The 20035-nt window shown below is 56.6% G+C and carries 19 protein-coding genes; 9 read left to right on the forward strand and 10 right to left on the reverse strand.

Annotated elements, in window-relative coordinates; genetic code table 11:
* Positions 1-8: 8 nt before the first annotated feature.
* Entirely contained in the window at positions 9-662 is a 654-nt protein-coding gene (locus KUF54_RS08375) for a flavin reductase family protein (RefSeq protein WP_219346162.1), read from the reverse strand.
* 297 nt (positions 663-959) lie between these two features.
* Here KUF54_RS08375 and KUF54_RS08380 point away from each other — a divergent pair, with 297 nt between their 5' ends.
* The gene (locus KUF54_RS08380) at positions 960-1982 is read left to right on the forward strand and encodes an ABC transporter substrate-binding protein (RefSeq protein WP_219346163.1); all 1023 of its coding nucleotides are present in this window, start codon (positions 960-962) and stop codon (positions 1980-1982) included.
* Between the two features lie 76 nt (positions 1983-2058).
* Here the strand turns inward: KUF54_RS08380 and sbcB are convergent, their stop codons facing one another.
* The 3 genes from sbcB to cls all read right to left on the reverse strand — a co-directional run bounded on the left by sbcB (position 2059) and on the right by cls (position 5859).
* Entirely contained in the window at positions 2059-3498 is a 1440-nt protein-coding gene (gene sbcB / locus KUF54_RS08385; protein WP_219346164.1) for an exodeoxyribonuclease I, read from the reverse strand.
* A gap of 110 nt (positions 3499-3608) precedes the next feature.
* The gene (locus KUF54_RS08390; RefSeq protein WP_255576396.1) at positions 3609-4445 is read right to left on the reverse strand and encodes an NAD-dependent protein deacetylase; all 837 of its coding nucleotides are present in this window, start codon (positions 4443-4445) and stop codon (positions 3609-3611) included.
* A 7-nt stretch (positions 4446-4452) separates the two neighbouring features.
* Positions 4453-5859 (reverse strand): cardiolipin synthase, encoded by a 1407-nt coding sequence (gene cls, locus KUF54_RS08395; protein WP_370627605.1) that lies wholly within the window; start codon positions 5857-5859, stop codon positions 4453-4455.
* A gap of 184 nt (positions 5860-6043) precedes the next feature.
* On the opposite strand from cls, the gene KUF54_RS08400 reads away from it, so the two are divergent.
* The 5 genes from KUF54_RS08400 to KUF54_RS08420 all read left to right on the forward strand — a co-directional run bounded on the left by KUF54_RS08400 (position 6044) and on the right by KUF54_RS08420 (position 10507).
* Positions 6044-6328, forward strand: coding sequence for a helix-turn-helix transcriptional regulator (locus KUF54_RS08400; protein WP_219346166.1), 285 nt, complete (start codon positions 6044-6046; stop codon positions 6326-6328).
* Positions 6329-6446: 118 nt separating this feature from the next.
* Entirely contained in the window at positions 6447-6986 is a 540-nt protein-coding gene (locus KUF54_RS08405; RefSeq protein ID WP_219346167.1) for a GAF domain-containing protein, read from the forward strand.
* Between the two features lie 60 nt (positions 6987-7046).
* Positions 7047-7679 carry a chromate transporter gene (locus KUF54_RS08410; RefSeq protein ID WP_255576397.1) on the forward strand — a complete coding sequence of 211 codons (633 nt, stop codon included), beginning with the start codon at positions 7047-7049 and terminating at the stop codon, positions 7677-7679.
* Positions 7676-8275: a chromate transporter gene (locus KUF54_RS08415; protein ID WP_219346168.1), complete on the forward strand. Its 600-nt coding sequence runs from the start codon at positions 7676-7678 to the stop codon at positions 8273-8275. Before KUF54_RS08410 ends, KUF54_RS08415 begins: the two co-directional genes overlap by 4 nt.
* 267 nt (positions 8276-8542) lie before the next feature.
* A complete protein-coding gene (locus KUF54_RS08420) occupies positions 8543-10507 on the forward strand; it encodes an ATP-binding protein (RefSeq protein ID WP_219346169.1) in 1965 nt (654 codons plus the stop codon).
* Between the two features lie 171 nt (positions 10508-10678).
* Here KUF54_RS08420 and rlmB read toward each other — a convergent pair whose 3' ends face one another.
* Complete coding sequence (gene rlmB, locus KUF54_RS08425) at positions 10679-11464, reverse strand: 23S rRNA (guanosine(2251)-2'-O)-methyltransferase RlmB (RefSeq protein ID WP_219346170.1); 786 nt, start codon at positions 11462-11464, stop codon at positions 10679-10681.
* A 302-nt stretch (positions 11465-11766) separates the two neighbouring features.
* Between rlmB and sstT the strand changes: the two genes are divergently transcribed.
* Entirely contained in the window at positions 11767-12999 is a 1233-nt protein-coding gene (gene sstT, locus KUF54_RS08430) for a serine/threonine transporter SstT (RefSeq protein WP_219346171.1), read from the forward strand.
* Positions 13000-13084: 85 nt separating this feature from the next.
* Here the strand turns inward: sstT and KUF54_RS08435 are convergent, their stop codons facing one another.
* On the reverse strand, positions 13085-13765 hold the full coding sequence (locus KUF54_RS08435; protein WP_219346172.1) for an ABC transporter ATP-binding protein: 681 nt from the start codon (positions 13763-13765) through the stop codon (positions 13085-13087).
* Between KUF54_RS08435 and KUF54_RS08440 the strand changes: the two genes are divergently transcribed.
* Positions 13764-14483, forward strand: coding sequence for an arylesterase (locus tag KUF54_RS08440; protein ID WP_219346173.1), 720 nt, complete (start codon positions 13764-13766; stop codon positions 14481-14483). The two genes, KUF54_RS08435 and KUF54_RS08440, sit on opposite strands and share 2 nt — an antisense overlap.
* Positions 14484-14494: 11 nt before the next feature.
* On the opposite strand, the gene KUF54_RS08445 is transcribed toward KUF54_RS08440, so the two are convergent.
* The 3 genes from KUF54_RS08445 to KUF54_RS08455 all read right to left on the reverse strand — a co-directional run bounded on the left by KUF54_RS08445 (position 14495) and on the right by KUF54_RS08455 (position 16752).
* Positions 14495-14749, reverse strand: coding sequence for a hypothetical protein (locus tag KUF54_RS08445; protein WP_219346174.1), 255 nt, complete (start codon positions 14747-14749; stop codon positions 14495-14497).
* 173 nt (positions 14750-14922) lie between these two features.
* Positions 14923-16146: a PLP-dependent transferase gene (locus KUF54_RS08450; RefSeq protein ID WP_219346175.1), complete on the reverse strand. Its 1224-nt coding sequence runs from the start codon at positions 16144-16146 to the stop codon at positions 14923-14925.
* Positions 16147-16242: 96 nt separating this feature from the next.
* A complete protein-coding gene (locus KUF54_RS08455; protein ID WP_219346176.1) occupies positions 16243-16752 on the reverse strand; it encodes a BON domain-containing protein in 510 nt (169 codons plus the stop codon).
* 249 nt (positions 16753-17001) lie between these two features.
* Here KUF54_RS08455 and KUF54_RS08460 point away from each other — a divergent pair, with 249 nt between their 5' ends.
* Positions 17002-18033 carry a patatin-like phospholipase family protein gene (locus KUF54_RS08460; RefSeq protein WP_219346177.1) on the forward strand — a complete coding sequence of 344 codons (1032 nt, stop codon included), beginning with the start codon at positions 17002-17004 and terminating at the stop codon, positions 18031-18033.
* 62 nt (positions 18034-18095) lie between these two features.
* Here the strand turns inward: KUF54_RS08460 and KUF54_RS08465 are convergent, their stop codons facing one another.
* Positions 18096-19928 (reverse strand): acyl-CoA dehydrogenase, encoded by a 1833-nt coding sequence (locus tag KUF54_RS08465; protein ID WP_219346178.1) that lies wholly within the window; start codon positions 19926-19928, stop codon positions 18096-18098.
* Between the last annotated feature and the right edge of the window lie 107 nt (positions 19929-20035).

Below are 20035 nucleotides of genomic sequence, written 5' to 3' on the forward strand. Positions count from 1 at the left end.
AAGTCCCTTCACATCTCATCGATCACCGTGCTGGCCGCACCGCTTTGGGCTTGGGCCTTACCTTCATGCGCCTCAATGGCAAAGCGACCCCGGCAGTCGACATAAAAACTGGCTCCAAAGCGCCCCACGGGGAAGAACTCTTGCAGGCGCACGCGCCATTTTTCGGTGTCTACCAGCCCTTCGCGCACGGCCAGCCATTGCACCCTGCCAATAAAGACATAACGGCTTTGCGTCTCCAGCGTCTCATGCAGCACGCATTCAAAGGCCACCGGAGCCTCGGCAATACGCGGGGGTTTTACGCTTTGTGAGGGCGTAGCCGTCAGCCCCGTATACAGCAGCTCGCTTTGCTCTGGCGGCAGGCGGTCGCCACAACGGTGCATGGCAGCGGCCATGGCTTCATCGGTGATGTGAACCACAAATTCGCCCGTGCGCAAGATGTTGCTAGCTGTGTCTTTTTGCGCCGCATCTTGCACCTTGTTAATGCTGAGCATGACCACCGGCGGGTCCTCGCCCATCATGTTGAACATGCTAAAAGGCGCGGCGTTTACCGTGCCGTCAGGCCCCAGCGTGGTTACCAATGCAATCGGGCGCGGCACGATCAGGCTGGACATTAATTTGTAGCGGGCATAGGTATCGAGTTGAGAAAAATCGATCTCGGTCATGGCGGTCTCTTTTATAGCGGTTTCTATCAATCTCTAATTCAGATTTGATATGGATTCAATAGCAGTCAGTGGAATCAATTCATAGACTTGACGGCTATTTCTGCAATATTCATGCCCGCAAAAATCGAGCGTATTAACGTGTTTTTGCACCAGCGAATGCACTGTTTTCGAACCAACACGTAAGCAGCGCACCAACAAAGTGCAAACATCACAGCCATGCACTTTGTATACAACTTGGCATCGATCTTGCGCACTGGCTTGTCATCTTTATCGCGATTGACTCAACGAGGATTTCTCATGCGCAAACGACTTTTTCTGCAAGCTGCCGCAACCGCCATCGCTATGACATGGGGCAGCGCTCAGGCTGCAGAAACGCCGCTCAAATTTCAGCTGGACTGGCGCTTTGAAGGGCCCGCTGCCCTCTTCGTTCACCCCGAGCAAAAAGGCTACTTCAAGCAAGCGGGTCTGAACGTGAGTGTGGAAGCTGCCAGCGGCGCGGGCGCAATCCAGCGCGTGGCATCGGGCACGCATGATCTGGGCTTTGCCGACCTCGCCGCGCTGATGGAGTTTCACGCCAACAACCCCGACGCGCCTATCAAGCCCGTTGCCGTCATGGTGATCTACAACACCACGCCTGCTTCCGTCATGGCGCTCAAAAAATCCGGCATTACCAAGGCCAGCGACCTGACGGGTAAAAAGCTGGGCGCCCCTATTTTTGATGCGGGCCGCCGCACCTTCCCCATCTTTGCGCAAGCCAATGGCGTGGGTGATGTGCAGTGGAGCACCATGGACCCACAGCTGCGTGAAACCATGCTGGCGCGCGGTGACTTGGATGCGGTGACGGGCTACACCTTCACCAGCCTGCTCAACCTGGAAGCGCGGGGCGTCAAGCCCGAAGACGTGGTCGTGCTGCCTTACGCCACGCACGGCGTGCAACTCTACGGCAACGTCATCATTGCCAGCCCCAAGCTGTTAGCTGAAAAGCCCGAAGCTGTGCGCGCCTTCCTCAAGGCCTTTGCCAAGGGCGCCAAAGAAGCCATCGCCAGCCCTGAAGCCGCCATTGCATCGATGAAAGCCAAGGACGGACTGGTCAACACCCCGCTGGAAGTCAAACGCCTGAAGCTGACCATAGAGACCGCTATTGACAGCAAGGGAGCACGCGAGGAAGGCTTTGGCCAGCTGCGCACCGAGCGCCTGGGCAAAATGGCCGAGCAAGTGGCCAAGGCCTATGCCACCAAGAACCCTGTGCCCGTGAACGCTGTGTGGAATGGCAGCTTTTTGCCCAGTGCTGCAGAGCTGGATATCTTGCCCAAGCGCTGATAGCAAATCACGCAAAGAAAAGGCTGCTCCCGCATTAATCGGGAGCAGCCTTTTTTAACGGGCAAAACTAGGTCGATCAGACCTCAGGCACGATCCCATCGGCATAGTCATACAGCGCACCCAGGATTTCCTCGGCCCGCTCATCGGCGGTTTCGGACAGCGTGTCGATCATGGCGAACATTTGCTCAGCCGTGCGCGCTTTGCCTGCGCCTTCGATCAGGCAGGCGGCGCGGTGCTCCTCCCAGCGCTGCTGCTCGTCGGCGTTGAGCGTCATGGGGAAGTTACGCGCGCGGTAGCGCCAGACCAGCTCGCCCAAACGTGCGTCGTCAAAACCAGTTTTATCCAGCGCCAGCTCTTGCGGCGACAGGCGCTTGATGCGCTCTAAGCGGCGGCGGTCTTCATTGCCCACAAAACCGCCATACAGGTCTTGATCGGCATCCAGCGGCTCGCCCGCTTCGCGGGTGAACACGGCCTTCCACTGCGCGCTCATGTCAGGCAGGTCGCGGGCAATGGCGGCGTATTGCAGGGCTTGCTCCATGTCAACGCCCCACTTTTCAGCCATGGCGGGGCTAAGCGTCTTAAGACTACCCACCACCATCGGCGATTTGTTGACGTGAATACTCTTAATGGGCAGGCGCATCACGCCCTCTGGCAGATCCGCTTGGCGGGTAAACATGCGCAGGCGTAGCTCTTCGATGCTGATGCCCGCTAACTCACTGGGGTCTGCCGATAAATCCCAGCAGATGACTTCGTTCTTATTCGTTGGGTGCGTGGCCAGCGGCCACATCGCCGCAATACATCCGCGTGCGGGGCTGATCATGCCGGTCACATGCAAGAACGGGCGGGCATGCTCTTGCGTGGCGGGCAGGCCCATCTCGCGCAGTGCGCCCTCTTTTTTGTGCAAGCCAAAAGCAAAGTCAAACAAACGCGGCTGTTTGCTGCGGATGAGTTTGGCCAGCCCGATGGTGGCGCGCACATCGCTCAATGCATCGTGAGCCTGCTCATGCAGCAGGCCGTTGGCACGGGCCAAGTCTTCGAGCTTGAAGCTGGGGGTGCCGTCTTCCTTGGTCGGCCATTGGATGCCATCGGGGCGCAGCGCATAAACCATGCGCACGACATCGAGCAAATCCCAGCGGCCACAGCCGTTTTGCCATTCGCGGGCATAGGGCTCGGTGAGGTTGCGCCAGAACATGAAGCGTGTGACTTCATCGTCAAAGCGAATAGTGTTGTAGCCCACGCCCACGGTGCCGGGCTGGGCCAGTTGGGCCTCAATCAAGGCCGAAAATTCATGCTCAGGCACGCCCTCCTCCAGCGCGCGCTGGGGGGTAATGCCGGTGATGAGGCAGGCCTGCGGGTCGGGCAGGTAGTCATTGGCAGGCTGGCAGTACCACATGACGGGATCGCCAATCTCGTTGAGTTCCGCGTCCGTGCGTATGCCGGCAAACTGCGCCGGGCGGTCATAGCGCGGCTGGGCGCCAAAAGTTTCGTAGTCGTGCCAAAAGAAGGTATGAGCCATGGGGCGAAAGTATGCCTGTGAAGCAGTTACTCACAAGGAAAAGAGCTAAATCGGCCTTTAGCCATTGATATACATAGACTTATAGCTATGAAAAAAGGAGTTATTCTGACTCAAGCTAATACCATCGACATCAAGGTCTGCCCCACATCCGCCTCGACCTTAAAGTCCAGCAGCGCATCCGCGCGCGTCACGCCTCGGTTGATGGCGATGATGCTTTTGCCCTGCTCATGCGCAGCCTGTGCAAAACGGTAGCCCGAATACACCATCAGGGATGAGCCGGCAATCAGCACCGCATCGGCGCTAGCCACGGCATCCATGCAAGTCTGCACCCTCTGGCGAGGCACGGTTTCGCCAAAAAAGACCACATCGGGTTTGATCAGGCCCGCGCCGCAATGAGGACAACTGGGCACCACAAACTGGCTGAAGTCTTGATGCTCTAGGTCGGCATCGCCATCCGGCGCGGGTGCTGCGTAGAGCTGCGCCCATGCAGGGTTCAAGGCCAGCAATTGCACTTGCAAATCAGCCCGCGCAAAGCGGTGGCCGCAGTCGGTGCAAATGACTTGATCAATGCGACCATGCAAGTCAACGGTGTGCTTGCTGCCAGCGGCTTCATGCAAGCCGTCCACATTCTGGGTAATCAGCAATTCAAGCCGGCCTTGCTGCTCTAGCAGCGCCAGCGCTTTATGGGCCGCGCCAGGTTGGGCTTGGGCCATGACTCGCCAGCCCAACATAGATCGCGCCCAGTAGCGCTGGCGCACCAGCGCATCGCCCATAAAGGCTTGATAAGTCACAGGCTGCGGGCGCTTCCACTGCCCGTTTTGGTCGCGGTAGTCCGGAATACCCACTTCGGTGCTGCAGCCTGCACCGCCAATCACCAGAAGGCGCGGGTGGGCATGCGCCCAGTCTTGCAAGCGCCACAGCGCCAAGGGTTCAGCAATATGAGTCAAGTTTTTCTTACAACAACGGGGATAACAGGCGCGCAACAGAGCCAGACAGACGGCTGCGAAAGCCTTTTTCGCTGCGATAGACGACAGCCATGGACTGCTCTAGATCTTCCTCAAACTGTGCAGCCAGCGCTTGATTGAGTTCTGGCCCGTAACCAATCACACAGACTTCATAGTTCAAAAAGAAGCTGCGGTAGTCAAAATTGGCCGTGCCAATCATGCCCATGTATTCATCAACCACCAGTGTCTTGGAGTGCAGCATGCGGGCCTCGTATTCATAGACATGCACTCCGCAGCGAATCAGTTCATCAAAGTAAGAGCGCGCAGCGGCGGTCACAAAAGCAGAATCAGACTTTTTTGGCACCAAAATACGCACATTCACACCGCGCAGCGCAGCATTTGTGAGTGCGGCCAAGGCCCCCTCAGTGGGCACAAAGTAAGGCGTGGTCAGCCAAATGCGCTGCTGCGCTGCGTTGATGGTGGCGAGGTATGCGCGGTAGATGGCGTCGAGTTGGTCATCCGGGCCAGATGTGACCACTTGCATGGGAATGGGCCCATCTTCGCAATCAGGCAAAAAATCATCTAAATCATCGGGCAAGTGATAGGCGTCATTGCCACGGGTGTATGCCCAGTCTTCCAGAAATACCGTCTGCAGCCAGTTGACGACAGAGCCTTCGACCCGAATATGTACGTCGTGATAGGCATCAGCCCGAATGCGCTTGTTTTCTTCATCGGTCACGTTCACGCCGCCTGTAAAGCCGACTTTGCCATCGCAAATCAAAATCTTGCGGTGGGTGCGAAAGTTGACCACTGGCCGCAGCCGCCGTCCGATCTTGGAATCGTGAAAGCGCAGCACCTCAGCGCCGGCTTGCTGCAGCGGCTCAATAAACTTGCGCCCCAGTTTTTTAGAGCCCAAGGCATCGACCAAGAACCGCACTTGCACGCCTTCGCGGGCTTTGGCGATCAGTAGATCGCGCAGCGCCGTACCGGTCTCGTCGGGCTCATAGATGTAGTACTCCAGATGCACATGGTGGCGTGCGGCGCGCACGGCATCGGCAATGGCATCAAACGTGGCTGCGCCGCCCACCAGCAGGTTCATCGAGGTTGCAGTGCTGACCGGGAAGTCCGTCGTCATGCCTACCAGTCGAGCCACTTGCCGTAGGCGCTCTTGCTGCGCCGGTATGCGCGCGCGCAGCTTTTGCATGCTGGTACGCACCCGTGCGTGCTTGCGCGAGCGCAGCCGCTTGATGCGTTGGCGCTTCATGCGCTGCGGGCCAAAGTAGTAATAGACCAGCAAGCCCACCACGGGCAGCGCCGCCATAGACAAAAGCCAGCTCAGCGTAGCAACGGGCTGGCTGCGCTGCAGCAAGATCCAGACACCCACCACAACGACATACAGCGTCCAGATAGCAGACATCCAGAGCTTGACGTTTTCATGGCTGAGCTGGGCGGATATCCAGTCCAATTTCACACTCCTATGGGCAGATTGGCAGTTGAAGCACAGCCATGCTCGCACACTATGCTGGATTCATGTCTGCGAACGTCGTATTTTTAGCCCTACGGGTGCTTTAACACTGCTCAAAAAGCGTACATTCATACGCATGATTTCTGAACTCATCACCACCCTCGCCCAGACCCGTAAAGCCGCCCGCATCACTCAGGCCGACTTAGCCGAGCGCGCAGGCTTATCGCGCATGGCCGTGCAGCGCACTGAAACCGGCGATGTAGACCCGCGCTTTTCCACCCTGCAAGAAATGGCGCGCGTGCTGGGTATGGAGTTGATGGCGGTACCCAAGGGATTACATGGCCAAGTGCAGGCGCTGATTCAAGCGAGCACCAGTGAAGCAGCAGCTCCAGCGGATAAAACGGCCAGCAAAGAGTCTTGAAGGCTGGAATCAGCATCAAGCCTGCATTGAACTCAAGATCTTACGTATTGTTAATACCTCAAATGAGGGCGCTCAGCCACAATCAGTGGGTTTAACAACACCGCTCAAGGCTTGATATATGGCTATTCACAATTGGGATTACGCACCAGAAGCGTTGGAGGTCGAGGTCAGCGAGTTGCTTTTGGCCACAGCGGATCAAAGCGATGAACTGATTGACGAGAGCGTGCGTCAGGTCTTGCACGACCTGCGCCAGAACCTTTCGATGGATGTGATTTTTGTCTCAGAAATCCGCAATGGCCAGCGCATGTTTAAGCATGTGGACACGGCAGCAGGCAAAGAGCTAATTGCCACCGGCGGCGGTGGGCCTTTGGAAGAGTCGTTTTGCATGTACGTGTTGGATGGCCGCCTGCCTATGCTGGTCAACGACGTGGCCAAGCACCCCGCCTTCCCTTTGCTGCCCACCACACCGTTTCGCATAGGCGCGCACATCAGTACGCCCATCGTGCTGGCCAGTGGCAAGATCTACGGCACGCTTTGCTGCTTTAGCCAAACGGCCGATGAAAGCTTGACTGCCAAAGACCTCAATAAACTTGAATGCGTGGCTAAGATTGCAGCCAAACGCATCGATATCAGGCAGGCTCAAGATTTGCAGAAATAATTGCAAAAAAGAGAACTGCAGCAGCCACATAAAAAACAGCGGCAGGCGCATTAAAAAATAATGAGACAACCCTCCCCCTCGCCCACCGCCCCTTCACTTTCTGACTCTTCTTCTGACGATTCTTCATCCTTCGCGCTGAACGAGCGCCCCCGGCCTAGCAACCTTCGCGAGCTGTTCTGGTCCATGACCTTTCTGGCCCTGCAGGGTTTTGGCGGCGTGCTGGCCGTTGTGCAGCGTGAACTGGTTGAAAAGCGCCAATGGCTGAGCAACGAGGAATTCATGGAGGACTGGGCGGTGGCCCAGATCATGCCCGGCCCCAATGTGGTCAATCTGTCCATCATGCTGGGCGATCGCTACTTCGGCTGGCGCGGCGCGCTGGCAGGTCTGTGCGGCATGTTGCTCTTTCCGATGGTAGTAGTCATCAGCCTCACACTGGTCTACGCCCAGTTTGCAAGCCACCCAGCAGTTGCCGGTGCGCTGCGCGGCATGGGCGCTGTGGCCGCCGGCTTGGTCGCAGGCATGGGCCTTAAGCTAGCAGGTACGCTGCGCAAGCACCCATTGGGCAAATGGTATTGCGCGGGTCTGGCCATCGCCGCCTTTGTACTGGTGGCCGTAATGCGCTTGCCACTGGTCTGGGCCTTGGTTTTAGTGGGCGGCACAGGCTGCGTGCTGACGTACCGAAAGCTGACATGAGCGGCCTGACCATTCAGCTGACTACAACAGACTGGTTTCACCTGCTGGTCTATTTTTTAACGCTCTCCCTCATGGCCGTAGGCGGCGCAATTACGGCAGCCCCTGATATGCATCGCCACCTAGTCGATGGCAATCATTGGCTGACCGAGACACAGTTCACCAGCTCCATCGCTATCGCGCAGGCCGCACCCGGCCCGAACGTGCTGTTTATCGCCTTGCTAGGCTGGAATGTGGGTCTGAATGCTGGCGGCGGCAGCGGAGCAGCCGCATGGACTTTGGGTGCCTTGGGCGTTGCTGTATGTATGGTGGGCATTTTGCTGCCCAGCTCACTGCTGACTTGGCAGGCATCGCGCTGGGGGCAGCGCAACCGTGACAATCGCAGCGTGCGCGCCTTCAAGCAGGGTATGGCACCGCTGGTCATTGGTCTGCTACTGGCCACCGGCTGGCTGCTGGGCAGCGCCAGCGGTCAATGGCAACAAGACTGGAAGCTGTGGCTGCTCAGCCTAGTTTGTACGCTAATGGTCTGGCGCACACGCATTCATCTGCTATGGCTACTCGCAGCTGGCGCAGGGCTAGGAGCCTTGCATTGGGTATAAAAATTCAATGATTTATGTCTGAAGTGCTTATCTATCAAGCACTAGCAGCTATTAATTTGAGAATGAACCGTAAAAACCTGGCTCAGCGCAAGCAAGTGCTGGGCTTTGTAGCTGTCTCGCGATGCTTGAATCAAGCGCATGCAATAAAAGCGAACGCAACAAATGCTTAAAACAAGGGGAAATCCTTAAAAATCAAGCGCTAAGAGTGAAATATTAAGCGTCCACAATAGATGTGTCTCATTGCTTGATATTGCACAAGACCAGCACATGAATAAATCGGGATCACTATTCACACTTCAGCAAACCATGCAGTCCGCAGCATTGGCATGGGGGCTAGTTGATGTCCAGACGATGGGTTTGAGTTTTTGCAATCCAGCTTTGGAACGCCACCTAGAGCTTTGCCGCTTGCCCAGCCCTCTTAATCTACAGATTTTTGCTCATGCCAAGCAGGCAATTACCGAGTGCCTTGAGACAGGCAAAGAGGTCAGCACCGAATTACCCGAAAGCATCGGACACTGGCACTTCTCCCCCGTGCTTGCAGATGAGGGCATTGCTGCGGTGCAGTGTTATGTGCTGCAGCCCCGCACCCCGCTGCATCAGTCGCAGCTAGAGCTGGGCCTTGGCCATATCAACTACTTTGAAGTCTTTCTGGACCACCTGCCCTATCAGGTCTGGATTGCGACGCCACACGGCGAACTCACTTGGCTTAACCGCGCCCTGCATGAATACGCCTATGGGCAAGTTCTTCCATTGAATCTCAATGAAGGTATCTGGATCGATATCGTTCACCCCGACGATCTGGCCACCGTCAACACAGGCTTGTCACGCGCACTGATCACGGGCAAGTCCACGGGATACCGGCTGCGCATCAAGCACCATGATGGTGATTACCACTGGTTTTTTGCCTCGCTCTCTCCCGTTAAAAATGATGAGGGACAGGCGCTCTACTGGGTTGGTGCCAATCTCAGCATTGATGGTCTGAGGCAGTCTGAAAATCAGCTGCGCGATCAAATCACCACGCTCAACCACCAGCTCATGCTCAAGCAGCGGGCGCTGGAGCAATCCGAAACCCATCTGGCACAGGCGCAAAAGATGAGCATGGTCAACCAGCTCTCAGCCGGCGTCGTGCATGACATGAAGAACCTGCTCTTCATCAGCGGCCTGCACGCTGGCCTGCTGCAAAAGCAATTGGCCGAGCCCGAGCAGCGCGAGCATGTAGATGTCATTCTCAACACCCTTCAAAAAGCCGGCAGTCTGGCCTCGAATTTGACCGGCTTCAGCAGCCGCAAATCAATGCAGCTTGCCGCAGCCGATCCACGTGTGCTGGTTCGAGATCTGGAAACATTACTAAACAAGGCCGTGGGGCAGAACGCAAGCTTGCAACTACATATTGCCGCCAGCGTCTGGCCCATCAGCGTGGACAAGTTGTATTTTGAAAATTCATTGATCAACCTTTGCATTAACGCTCGCGATGCGACCGAAGCGCGCGGACAGATCACGTTGACAATGGAAAACATGCTGCTCAAACGTCCCAGCCATGTCGGTGAGCATGTCATGGTCAGCGTGACCGATAACGGCACTGGAATGAGCCAAGAGGTACTGGCCCGCATTTTTGACATGTTCTTCACCACCAAGCCCGAGGGCGAAGGTGCAGGCCTGGGCTTACCGATGGTGAAAAATTTCATGGATCAAGTTCACGGCTTGATTGAGGTCGAAAGCACCCCGGGTCTGGGCACTACCGTCAGCCTGTATTTCCCTCGTGCTGCGCCCCAGACTGCTTCACTGGACCAAAACAAGCACAGCGAAAAAGATGCTCCAGCAACGATCTTGCTCATAGAACCCGATCTGGATACACGCAACACAATAGCTAAGCAGCTATATGAACAGGGCTATGAGATCGTCACGGCCTACCAGCCTGAGGTGGCACTGCGCTACATCAGCAACGGCTTGAAGGTCAATCTCGTCATTGTTGCGAATCAAGTGCCCGGCCTGATGAGCATCACGCAAATGCAGGACCAGCTCAGCGCAAAGGCGCTTGCCATTCCAATCATCATTACCGGCGTTGAATCAGGCATGCGCTCTGAGAGCAAGGACAAGCTCCTTGGCGCCAGCGACTGCGTAACCATGAGCAACCCACTGAATGTGGACGAGCTGGCACACACCGTACAAAGCCTGCTGAATGCAGATCGCGCAGACTCTCAAGACTCTTCGTTTGACCAGTTGCCTGCATGAAATCAGGCGCTGGGAGATAAACGGATCAACTGGCAGGCCAAGCTAGCGACAGATAGCCTCAACCCTTGAGCCTTAACACTTAAGTCTCAATCGCCCGTAAAAAAGCGCCCCTGCGTTAGCAGAAGGCGCTTTGTGGCTCAGGCCTAAAGAGGCTAAGCGGCTATAGCTGCGTTAAAGCTTAGGGGTGCTGCTACCCACTGCAGCACCTGCGGCGATACGCTGGCGCAGGGCTTCATACAAACACACACCGCTGGCAACAGACACATTCAGGCTTTCAACCGCGCCCTGCATGGGGATGCTGATGAGCGCATCGCAGGTCTTACGGGTGAGCTGGCGCATACCGTCGCCTTCAGCGCCCAGCACCAAGGCAGTGGGCCCAGTCAGGTCTATTTGATAGAGATGCTTGTCCGCATCACCACTGGTGCCAATAATCCAAACGCCGCGGTCTTTCAATTCCTTGAGCGTGCGGGCCAGATTGGTCACCATGAAATAAGGCACGGTTTCAGCTGCGCCGCTGGCCACTTTAGCCACGGTCGCGTTAATGCCGGCAGCATGATCCTTTGGCGCGATCACGGCGTGCACGCCAGCGCCATCGGCCACGCGCAAGCAAGCGCCAAGGTTATGCGGATCAGTCACGCCGTCAAGCACCAGCAGCAAAGGCGACTTAACGCCTTCGGCTTCCAAGTCCTCTAGCAACTCGTTCAAGGTACGTGTGTCCTTGATTTCTTCCACGCGAGCCGCCACGCCTTGGTGACCGTGCGAGCCAGCCAGCTTGGCAAGACGCAGCGCATCGGCTTCGATCAGGCGAACTCCGGCCTCTTTGGCGCGATCCAGAAACTGGCGCATACGCGCATCACGGCGCGAGGACTCGAAATAAACTTCGACGATGGATTGGGGGGCGGTCTTCAGACGCACGCCGACGGCGTGAAAGCCGAAAAGAACTTTAGGGGACGACATAGGGCCGCATTATCCCGGCCTTTTCATCAGGCAGCGCGCGCAGGGCCATGCCTAGGCTGAGCACTGTGTTTTTTCAATCCAGCTACACTGCGCCACCAAAAGATACGGGTAGCTGTTAAGTGCAAGTCAGAGCAGAGTTTTTGATGAATGCAAGCCTTCGCACCAGGGTTGCATTAAAGCCCTGCACCAGCACATAAAGCCTTACCCGGCCTTCAAGACGGCTCCGAAATTGACCTCACCTTGCCCATGCTCGGTGGGTCAACTGCCTTGCTTTCCCACCTATTCCACCAAAAAGATTCAGCATGCTCAACGCTTTGCTCGATAAGCTTAATCGCACCAGCTTGGTGCTGCAGATTGTGATTGCCCTCGTTTTGGGCGGTCTCGTGGCCTGGCTCTTGCCGGCTGCGGCGCAGCCCGCATCTTTGCTGGGCACTTTGTTCATCTCAGCTCTGAAAGCTGTCGCACCTATTTTGGTGTTTTTGCTGGTGATTGCCGCCATTAGCAACCACCGTCCCGGCCAAGAAACCCAAATCAAGCCCGTCATTTGGCTGTATGTCATCGGCACATTGGCAGCCGCTTGCGTCGGTGTGGCAGCCAGCATGCTGTTCCCCTCAGTCATTCACTTTCGTGAAGCACCTGCTGCGCAAGGCGTGCCTGGTGAAATCAGCACGGTGTTGATGAACGTATTGAAAAGCGCGTTTGACAACCCCGTCAATGCCCTGCAGCAAGCCAACTACATTGGCATTCTGGCTTGGGCGATTGCTCTGGGCATCGCGCTGCGCCACGCCAATGACACCACGCGCACCCTGCTGGACGACTTGGGCAACGCCATCACCCGCGTCATTCAAGGTGTGATTCGCTTGGCTCCTTTCGGCATCTTCGGCCTAGTGGTGGCTACGTTTTCCGAAGGCGGTCTGGATGCGCTCAAAGACTATGCCCACCTGCTGGTCGTACTCGTCGGCTGCATGTTGTTTGTGGCGCTGGTGGTCAACCCCGTCATTGTCTGGACTCAAACCCGCCGCAACCCCTATCCGCTGGTGCTGACGTGCCTGCGCGAAAGCGCTGTGACTGCGTTCTTCACCCGTAGCTCGGCGGCCAACATCCCTGTCAATCTGGCGCTGGCTGAAAAGCTCAAGCTCGACAAAGACACCTACAGCATCTCCATCCCACTGGGCGCCACCATCAACATGGCCGGCGCGGCCATCACTATCAGCGTGTTGTCGCTGGCAGCGGCCAACACGTTAGGCATTGCGGTGGATATTCCGACCGCTTTGTTGTTATGCGTGCTGGCTTCTGTCTGCGCCTGCGGCGCCTCTGGCGTAGCCGGTGGCTCGCTGCTGCTGATTCCGCTGGCCTGCAGCCTGTTCGGTATCTCCAACGATGTGGCCATGCAAGTTGTGGGCGTGGGCTATGTGATCGGCGTAATTCAGGATTCGACCGAGACCGCCCTCAACTCATCGACCGACGTGCTATTCACTGCTGCAGCCTCCCGCGCTGCCCAGCGCAAGGCGGGCGAAGAAGTGCCAGCCATCTAATGCAAAATTGATAGCTGCATGTCCATGCAACATCTATAAAAAAGGCCTGTTTCATACAGGCCTTTTTTGTGAGAAAGATTGGAAGTTAAACAGCTTGCCCGGCTTCAATCGTGATGCTGCGATCACATTGAGCCGCGATCCCCCGGTCATGCGTGACCAAGATCAGCGTTGTGCCGCGCTCGCGGTTCAGTGCAAACATTAACTCCATGATGGTCTGGCCGGTGGCAAAGTCCAAACTGCCCGTGGGTTCATCGGCCAGTAGCACAGCAGGCTCCACCACAAAAGCACGCGCCAACGCCACGCGCTGCTGCTCGCCGCCAGACATGAGCTTGGGGTAGTGATTGAGACGCTGGCCCAGCCCCACCCGCTCCATCATCTGGGTCGCACGCGCTCTGGCGTCGCGCTGGCCGGCCAACTCCAGCGGCAGCATGACGTTTTCCAGTGCGGTGAGATTGCCCAGCAGCTGAAAGCTCTGGAAGACAAAACCCATCTTCTGCGCCCGCATAGCCGCACGGTCATCTTCGCTTAGAGCAAACAAGTCCTGCCCTTGCAGCCGAACCGTGCCACGACTGGGGGTATCCAGACCCGCCAGAATCGACAGCAAGGTACTTTTACCTGAGCCCGATGCGCCCACAATGGCAACGGTTTCACCCGCAGTGAAGCTCAGGTTGATATCCCGCAAAATATCCAGCACGCCGGTTGAGTCACTGACCGACTTAGATAGTTGCTCAACCGCAATCAAAGGAATGGCAAGAGTTTTGGACATGAATCAATTGGACAAAAAAAACACCATGGACGGTCGCACACACTTTGCTGTGCAGCGTCGTCACTGTATCGCTGTTGCACTGACGCTGGCAATTTCAGGGGCTTGCGGCGTTGCCGTCGCTCAACCTAAAGCAGCCGCCAAACCCGCGGTCTCTTTGAAGTCCGGTCCGGTACTGGTGCTTGGCGACTCGCTCAGCGCTGAATATGGCCTGACACGCGGCAAGGGCTGGGTGCAGTTGCTGCAGCAGCGCATGGATGCGGAAAAAATACAGCGCAAAGTCGTCAATTCCAGCATCAGCGGCGAAACCACCTCTGGCGGCAGGTCCCGACTGGCATCGCTGCTGAGCCAACATCAGCCAGCCGTGGTGATACTAGAGCTAGGTGGCAACGATGCGCTGCGTGGGCTAGCACTGCAAAGCACGCAAAGCAATCTAGAAGCGATGGTCAAAGCTTCCAAGGACTCAGGCGCGCAGGTACTGCTGGTGGGAATGCAAGTGCCGCCCAATTACGGGGCGACCTATACCGAGCAGTTTGCCAAGATGTTTGAAACGATTGCCAGCACGCAAAAGCTGCCACTGGTGCCGTTTTTGCTTGCCGGCTTTGGCGATGCGCCGGATGCCGCTCAGTGGTTTCAGTCAGACCGCATTCACCCCAACGCCAATGCCCAGCCTCAGATGCTGGACAACGTCTGGCCTAAACTCAAGCCGCTGCTGAAGTAAGAGAATCGGCTTTAATCACCGCCGCCAGAGCCACCACCATCCCCTCCACCGCCATCGCTGCTGCTATCCGAACTAGCTGAATCACTCAAATCGCTTGAACTATCCCCGCTGCCTGATCCATAGAGGTCGCTGTCGTTAAAAACAACGCCTGCGTCATCGCGGCTGCTCGATGAGCTCCAGCCATGCGACGAGTCTGAACTACGCGCTACTGAGTTAACTGGGGTCTGCGGTGTAAAGATTTTTTTCACCCAAGCAAAAAATTCCATGGCACCCTCCTGTTTCAATCCGACAACCAGCTCAGAACAGCCCACGCACGCACGAACACATGAACAATTGTAAAAACTAAAGCAGCAAGTCTTTGATTTAACTAGGTTCCACAGAAAAATTACCATGAACCCAGCCAATTCAATAGACTTATTGCTTCTATTTCAATAGCAATTTAAGCAAAGGCTTGGCTCAATGCTTGTGCCAAATCTGCCTGCAGGTCGCCGGCATCTTCCAGACCAATAGCAAAGCGCACGACCGTACCTGCCTTGATATGCGGTGTGGCTTGGTTACGCATTTCTGGCAGCTCATAAGGCACCACCAAGCTCACAGGGCCACCCCAGCTATAGCCAATCTTGAACAAACTCAGGCTGTCGCAAAAGCGGTCCACCGCAGCTTGGTCAAAGCGCTCATCGATTACCACACTGAACAAGCCTGCGGCCACACCATCGGCGTTGTGACCTTGAGCGCACAACTGCTTCCAATGCGCATGACCCGGAGCATCTGGCATGGCCGGGTGCAACACTTGAACTACGGCGCTTTGCGCTGCCAACCAATGCGCCAGCTGGCGTGCAGCACGGTCTTGAGCGTGGTAACGCAGGCCAATGCTGGGCAGGCTGCGCAGCACGGCTTCTGCATCATTGCCACTCACGCCCAGCCCCAGTCGCATATGCGCCAGCTTGATTCGCATGTGTAGCGACTGGCTCCGCGTAATGATGCTTCCCATCAGCACATCACCGCCGCCGCTAGGGTACTTGGTCAGCGCATGGGCAGTGATATCAACGCCCACACTGCCGTCGCCCAACAAATCAAAAGGCCGAAAAGCCAGACCCGCGCCCCAAGTGTTGTCCAGCACTGTGGTCACGCCTTTTTCGCGGCACAGTCGCACTTGATCGACCAAATTGGGGAACTCCATGGTGACCGAGCCCGGAGCCTCCAGCCACACTAACTTTGTCGCGGGCGTGATCTTGGCGGCCAGATCTTCCACGTTCATGGAGTCGTAATACTGGTGGGTGATGCCGAAATGGGCTAACTCGCCTTCGGTCAAGGTTTTGTTGGGGCCGTAGGCGTTATCAGGCACTAGCACTTCATCGCCTGTTTTCAGCAGCGCCAGCGAGACCGTGGCGATGGCCGCCAGTCCACTGGGAACCAACAAACATTGCAAGCCGCCTTCTAGAGAAGCCAGACGTTCTTCCAGCGTATACGTGGTGGGCGTGCCATGCAGACCATAGGTGTAGCTGCTCTTATCAAGCCAGCGACGATCACGCATGGCCTGCACATTCTCGAAGTACACGGTCGAAGCCTTGTGCACAGCAGGCTGCGGCGCATCAAAGTCCACGGGAGCACGGTACGGGTGGTGAATCAGATGGGTGGAGAGCTTTTGATCGGCTTGGGTCATAAAGCTATCTTAGCTGGCGTAGAGACGCGATAACGGCGAAAAAAAGCCAGAGGGCTTGCGCGCTCTGGCTTTATACGAGACGGTAGCTAAAGAGTATTAGCCAGCCTTCACGGTCAGATTGTTGTTGACCGAGGTCACGCCCTTTGTGGCCTTGGCGATATCGCCGGCCTGTGTCTTCACAGCTTGCGAAGGAACGGTGCCCGACAGAGTCACGGCGCCACCTTTGGTATCCACATTGATTTGCAGCGCGCTAATGTCAGGAGCCTTGATCAGGTCAGTCTTGACGGCAGCGGTGATGCCAGCATCGTCCAATGCAGCACCGGCTTTGTCAGCGCCTTCTTCGATCTTGTTGCCGGCATTCTCCACTGCATTGCTTGTAGCTTGGCCAGCTTTAGCCAGTGCATCAGCTGCAGAGTCACCTGCCTTAGCAGCACCGTCAGCCATCTTGTTGCCAGCGTTGTCAGTGGCTTGCTGAGTCTGGGAAATAGCGGAGTCCAGCTTCTGGCCCGCAGTTTTGTTGTCATCTGTCTTGCCGCAAGCAGCCAAACCGAAAGCTAAAGTGCTGATAGCCAGAACTTGAACGGTACGAGTAAAAATCATTGACATGTTTATTGCCCCCTTATTTCTGACATTAATTTGACTAGTAACTGTAACGACCCATCTTTCTCTTTCTAATACGAAAAACTCGTCCACGCTTGTAGGAAAAGTCCGATGCTGTTTATGGAGTTCAAGACTTGCAGACAACCCGTGCGCTACAGCTATAGTCTTTGTTTGCCTGCAAGCTGACACTCGTGCGGGAAGGTCAAAACGCCAAAAGCTATACTTTGTGCCTTTATGACAGCAGGACTTTCTGGTATGCGCTCGAATGCTTTTTTGCGCCCCTTGGTCTATTTGAGCCTGCTCGGCCTTGCCGCATGCGGCAGCAACCCGCCCTCTCCCAAAGCTGTGGCAGATGGGCCTGCAACCACCGCATCGGCACCCCCAATCAAGATCGGCCTGGCACTCGGCGGCGGCGCAGCCAAAGGCTTTGCCCACATTGGCGTCATCAAGATTTTGGAGGCCAACGGCCTCACCCCTGCGTTTGTCGCGGGCACTAGCGCAGGCAGCGTGGTGGGTGCCATGTACGCCAGCGGCATGAATGCGTTTGAGCTACAAGAAAAAGCCGTGGCGCTGGACGAAAGCAAGATTCGAGATCTGCAATTTTCCTCAGGCGGTCTGGTGTTGGGCCAGAAGCTGGAAGACTATGTGAATGAGCAAGTCAGCCGCAAGCCGATGGAACAGCTAGCTAAGCCTTTTGTGGCTATCTCTACACGCTTGGAAGACGGTGAGCGCACCGTGTTTACACGCGGCAATGTAGGTCAAGCCGTGCGCGCATCGAGCAGCGTGCCGGGCATGTTTCAGCCAGTCTCTATTGGCAAGTTTCACTACGTCGATGGTGGCATAGTCAGCCCCGTGCCGGTTGACGCTGCACGCAAGCTAGGTGCGGACATCGTGATTGCCGTGGACATCTCCAACAAGGCCAGCGGCAAGACACCCGGCAATATGCTGGGCGCGCTCAACCAGTCGATTGCCATCATGGGGCAAAAGCTGGGACAGGCCGAACTGGCACGTGCCGACATCATCATTCGCCCCAAGGTACTAGACATTGGCCCTGCTGATTTTGCCCAGCGCAGCCATGCCATTGTGGAAGGCGAAAAAGCCACCACCGCCCTGATGCCGCAAATCCGCGAACGCATCGCCTTGCTACGTGCGGAACGCGCCAAAGCCATGCAGACCGCGCAGCTCAAGGCGCAGGAAGTCAAGCATCAGGAATGCCTGAAACAGCGCTCCAGCCTGCAAAAGCTATCTGGCATGGTGGGCATGAGTGATGACTGCGAAAAGCCCTGAGCCAAGTCACCCATAAAAAAATCCCGCGCAATGCAGGATTTTTTTATTGGTGTGAGAGCTTTTTAAAAAGCTTCTTCTTCCATGTTCGCGCAGGTCATATCCCGCGTCTTGACGACCTGCAACCAAGCGCTGACACGCGGCAGCTCGTAGACAAAGAAAAAGCGCTGCGCCGCCATGCTGCCGCGGTGTGCGGCAATGGCCAGCGCGTCATCCTTGGCCAGCACGGCCAGCGCCACATCCAGCCAGATCCAGCCCAGCACCACATGGCCAAAGGCCTGCATGTACGGCACAGCATTGGCCAGCGCTTCCTGCGGGTTGTCGGTCGCCCAAGCCGCCTTGGTGGTGGACCCCACATCGGCCAGCGCGCGGGCCAGTTGGTTGGCATAGGTGCTTAGCTTTGCCTGCTGCTGCGCTTTTTGAATCGTGGCGTTGATGCGCGTGGCCAGCAACTGCAGGCCCTTGCCCCCCTCCATGATGACTTTGCGCCCCAGTAAATCCATGGCCTGAATGCCATGCGTGCCTTCGTGAATCATGTTCAGACGGTTGTCACGCCAGTACTGCTCGACCGCAAAGTCACGCGTATAGCCGTAGCCACCATGAATCTGAATGGCCAGAGAGTTGGCCTCTAGACAGAACTCGCTGGGCCAGCTTTTGGCGACGGGAGTCAGCACCTCCAGCAGCAGCCTGGCCTCTGCCACCTGTTCGCCCTCCCCCGTGTTCTGCTCATCCACCAGTTTTGCGCAGAGCAAGTTCAGCGCCAGCGCGCCTTCGCAGTAGGCTTTTTGCGCCAGCAGCATGCGCTTGACATCCGCGTGCTCAATGATGCGCGATTGCGGCTTACTGGCATCCTTGCCGCCACCACCAATCGGGCGACCTTGCGGGCGACTTTGCGCATATTCAAGACTGGCGTGATAGCCCGCCATGCCCAGCATGGATGCAGCCATGCCGATGGAGATACGCGCCTCGTTCATCATGTGAAACATGCATTTGAGGCCCTCGCCGGGCTTGCCAACCAGATAGCCAATCGCCCCGGACGCCCCGCGCACCGGGTACTTGCCTTCGCCAAAATTAAGCAGTGTATTGGTCGTGCCGCGCCAGCCCAGTTTGTGGTTCAGGCCGGCCAGCACCACATCATTGCGCTCGCCAGTCAACTGGCCCTGCGCATCAACCAGCTTCTTAGGCACGATGAACAGCGAAATGCCTTTGACGCCGGGTACAGGCTTGCCATCGGGGCCGGGAATCTTGGCCAGCACCAGATGCACGATGTTCTCGGTCAGCTCATGGTCTCCCGCGCTGATCCACATCTTGTTGCCCTTGAGGCGGTAGCGTGGACCCAGCTCTTCGTTTTCAAAATCATCGCCATCAGGCTCGGCGCGCGTGGCGACGTCGGACAGGGACGAGCCCGCCTGCGGCTCGGACAGCGCCATGGTTCCTGCCCAGCGGCCGTTGAACTCATTGGCGGCAAACACCGTTTTTTGCAGCTGCGTACCGTGCGCCATGATGGCGTTGGCGTTGCCGCTAGTCAGCATATTCGAGCCGATGCTGATCGACGCTGCGGCAAAAAAGCAATTAGCGGCGGACTCCACCACATAGGGCAGCTGCATACCGCCAATTTCATAGTCTTGCGCGGCGCTAAGCATGCCTGATTGGGCATAGGCTTCTCGGGCGTCATACGTGCACCGCGGCAAGATGACTTTTTCACCATCAAACTGCGGCTCCTGCTGGTCCACCGTTCGATTAAAGGGCGCGTACTTCTCGCGGGCAATGCGCTCACAGGTGTCCATCACGGCATCAAAGGTGTCGCGCGAATGATCCGCAAAACGGGGGCGGCGGCTCAAATCTTCGGCCTGCAGCCAGTCGTAGAGCAAGAAATCAATGGTGGAGCGCAGGCGCATATCAATATCCCATCAAAAACTACTGCAACGCTTTACCAGTAAGCGCTAGTAGCTATTACTTTTATCAACCAAAAGCAAATAAAAGGCCGCCCCCTTACGGATAGCGG

It is taken from the genome of Comamonas sp. Y33R10-2, from assembly GCF_019355935.1.
In the GTDB taxonomy this organism is placed as follows: domain Bacteria; phylum Pseudomonadota; class Gammaproteobacteria; order Burkholderiales; family Burkholderiaceae_C; genus Comamonas.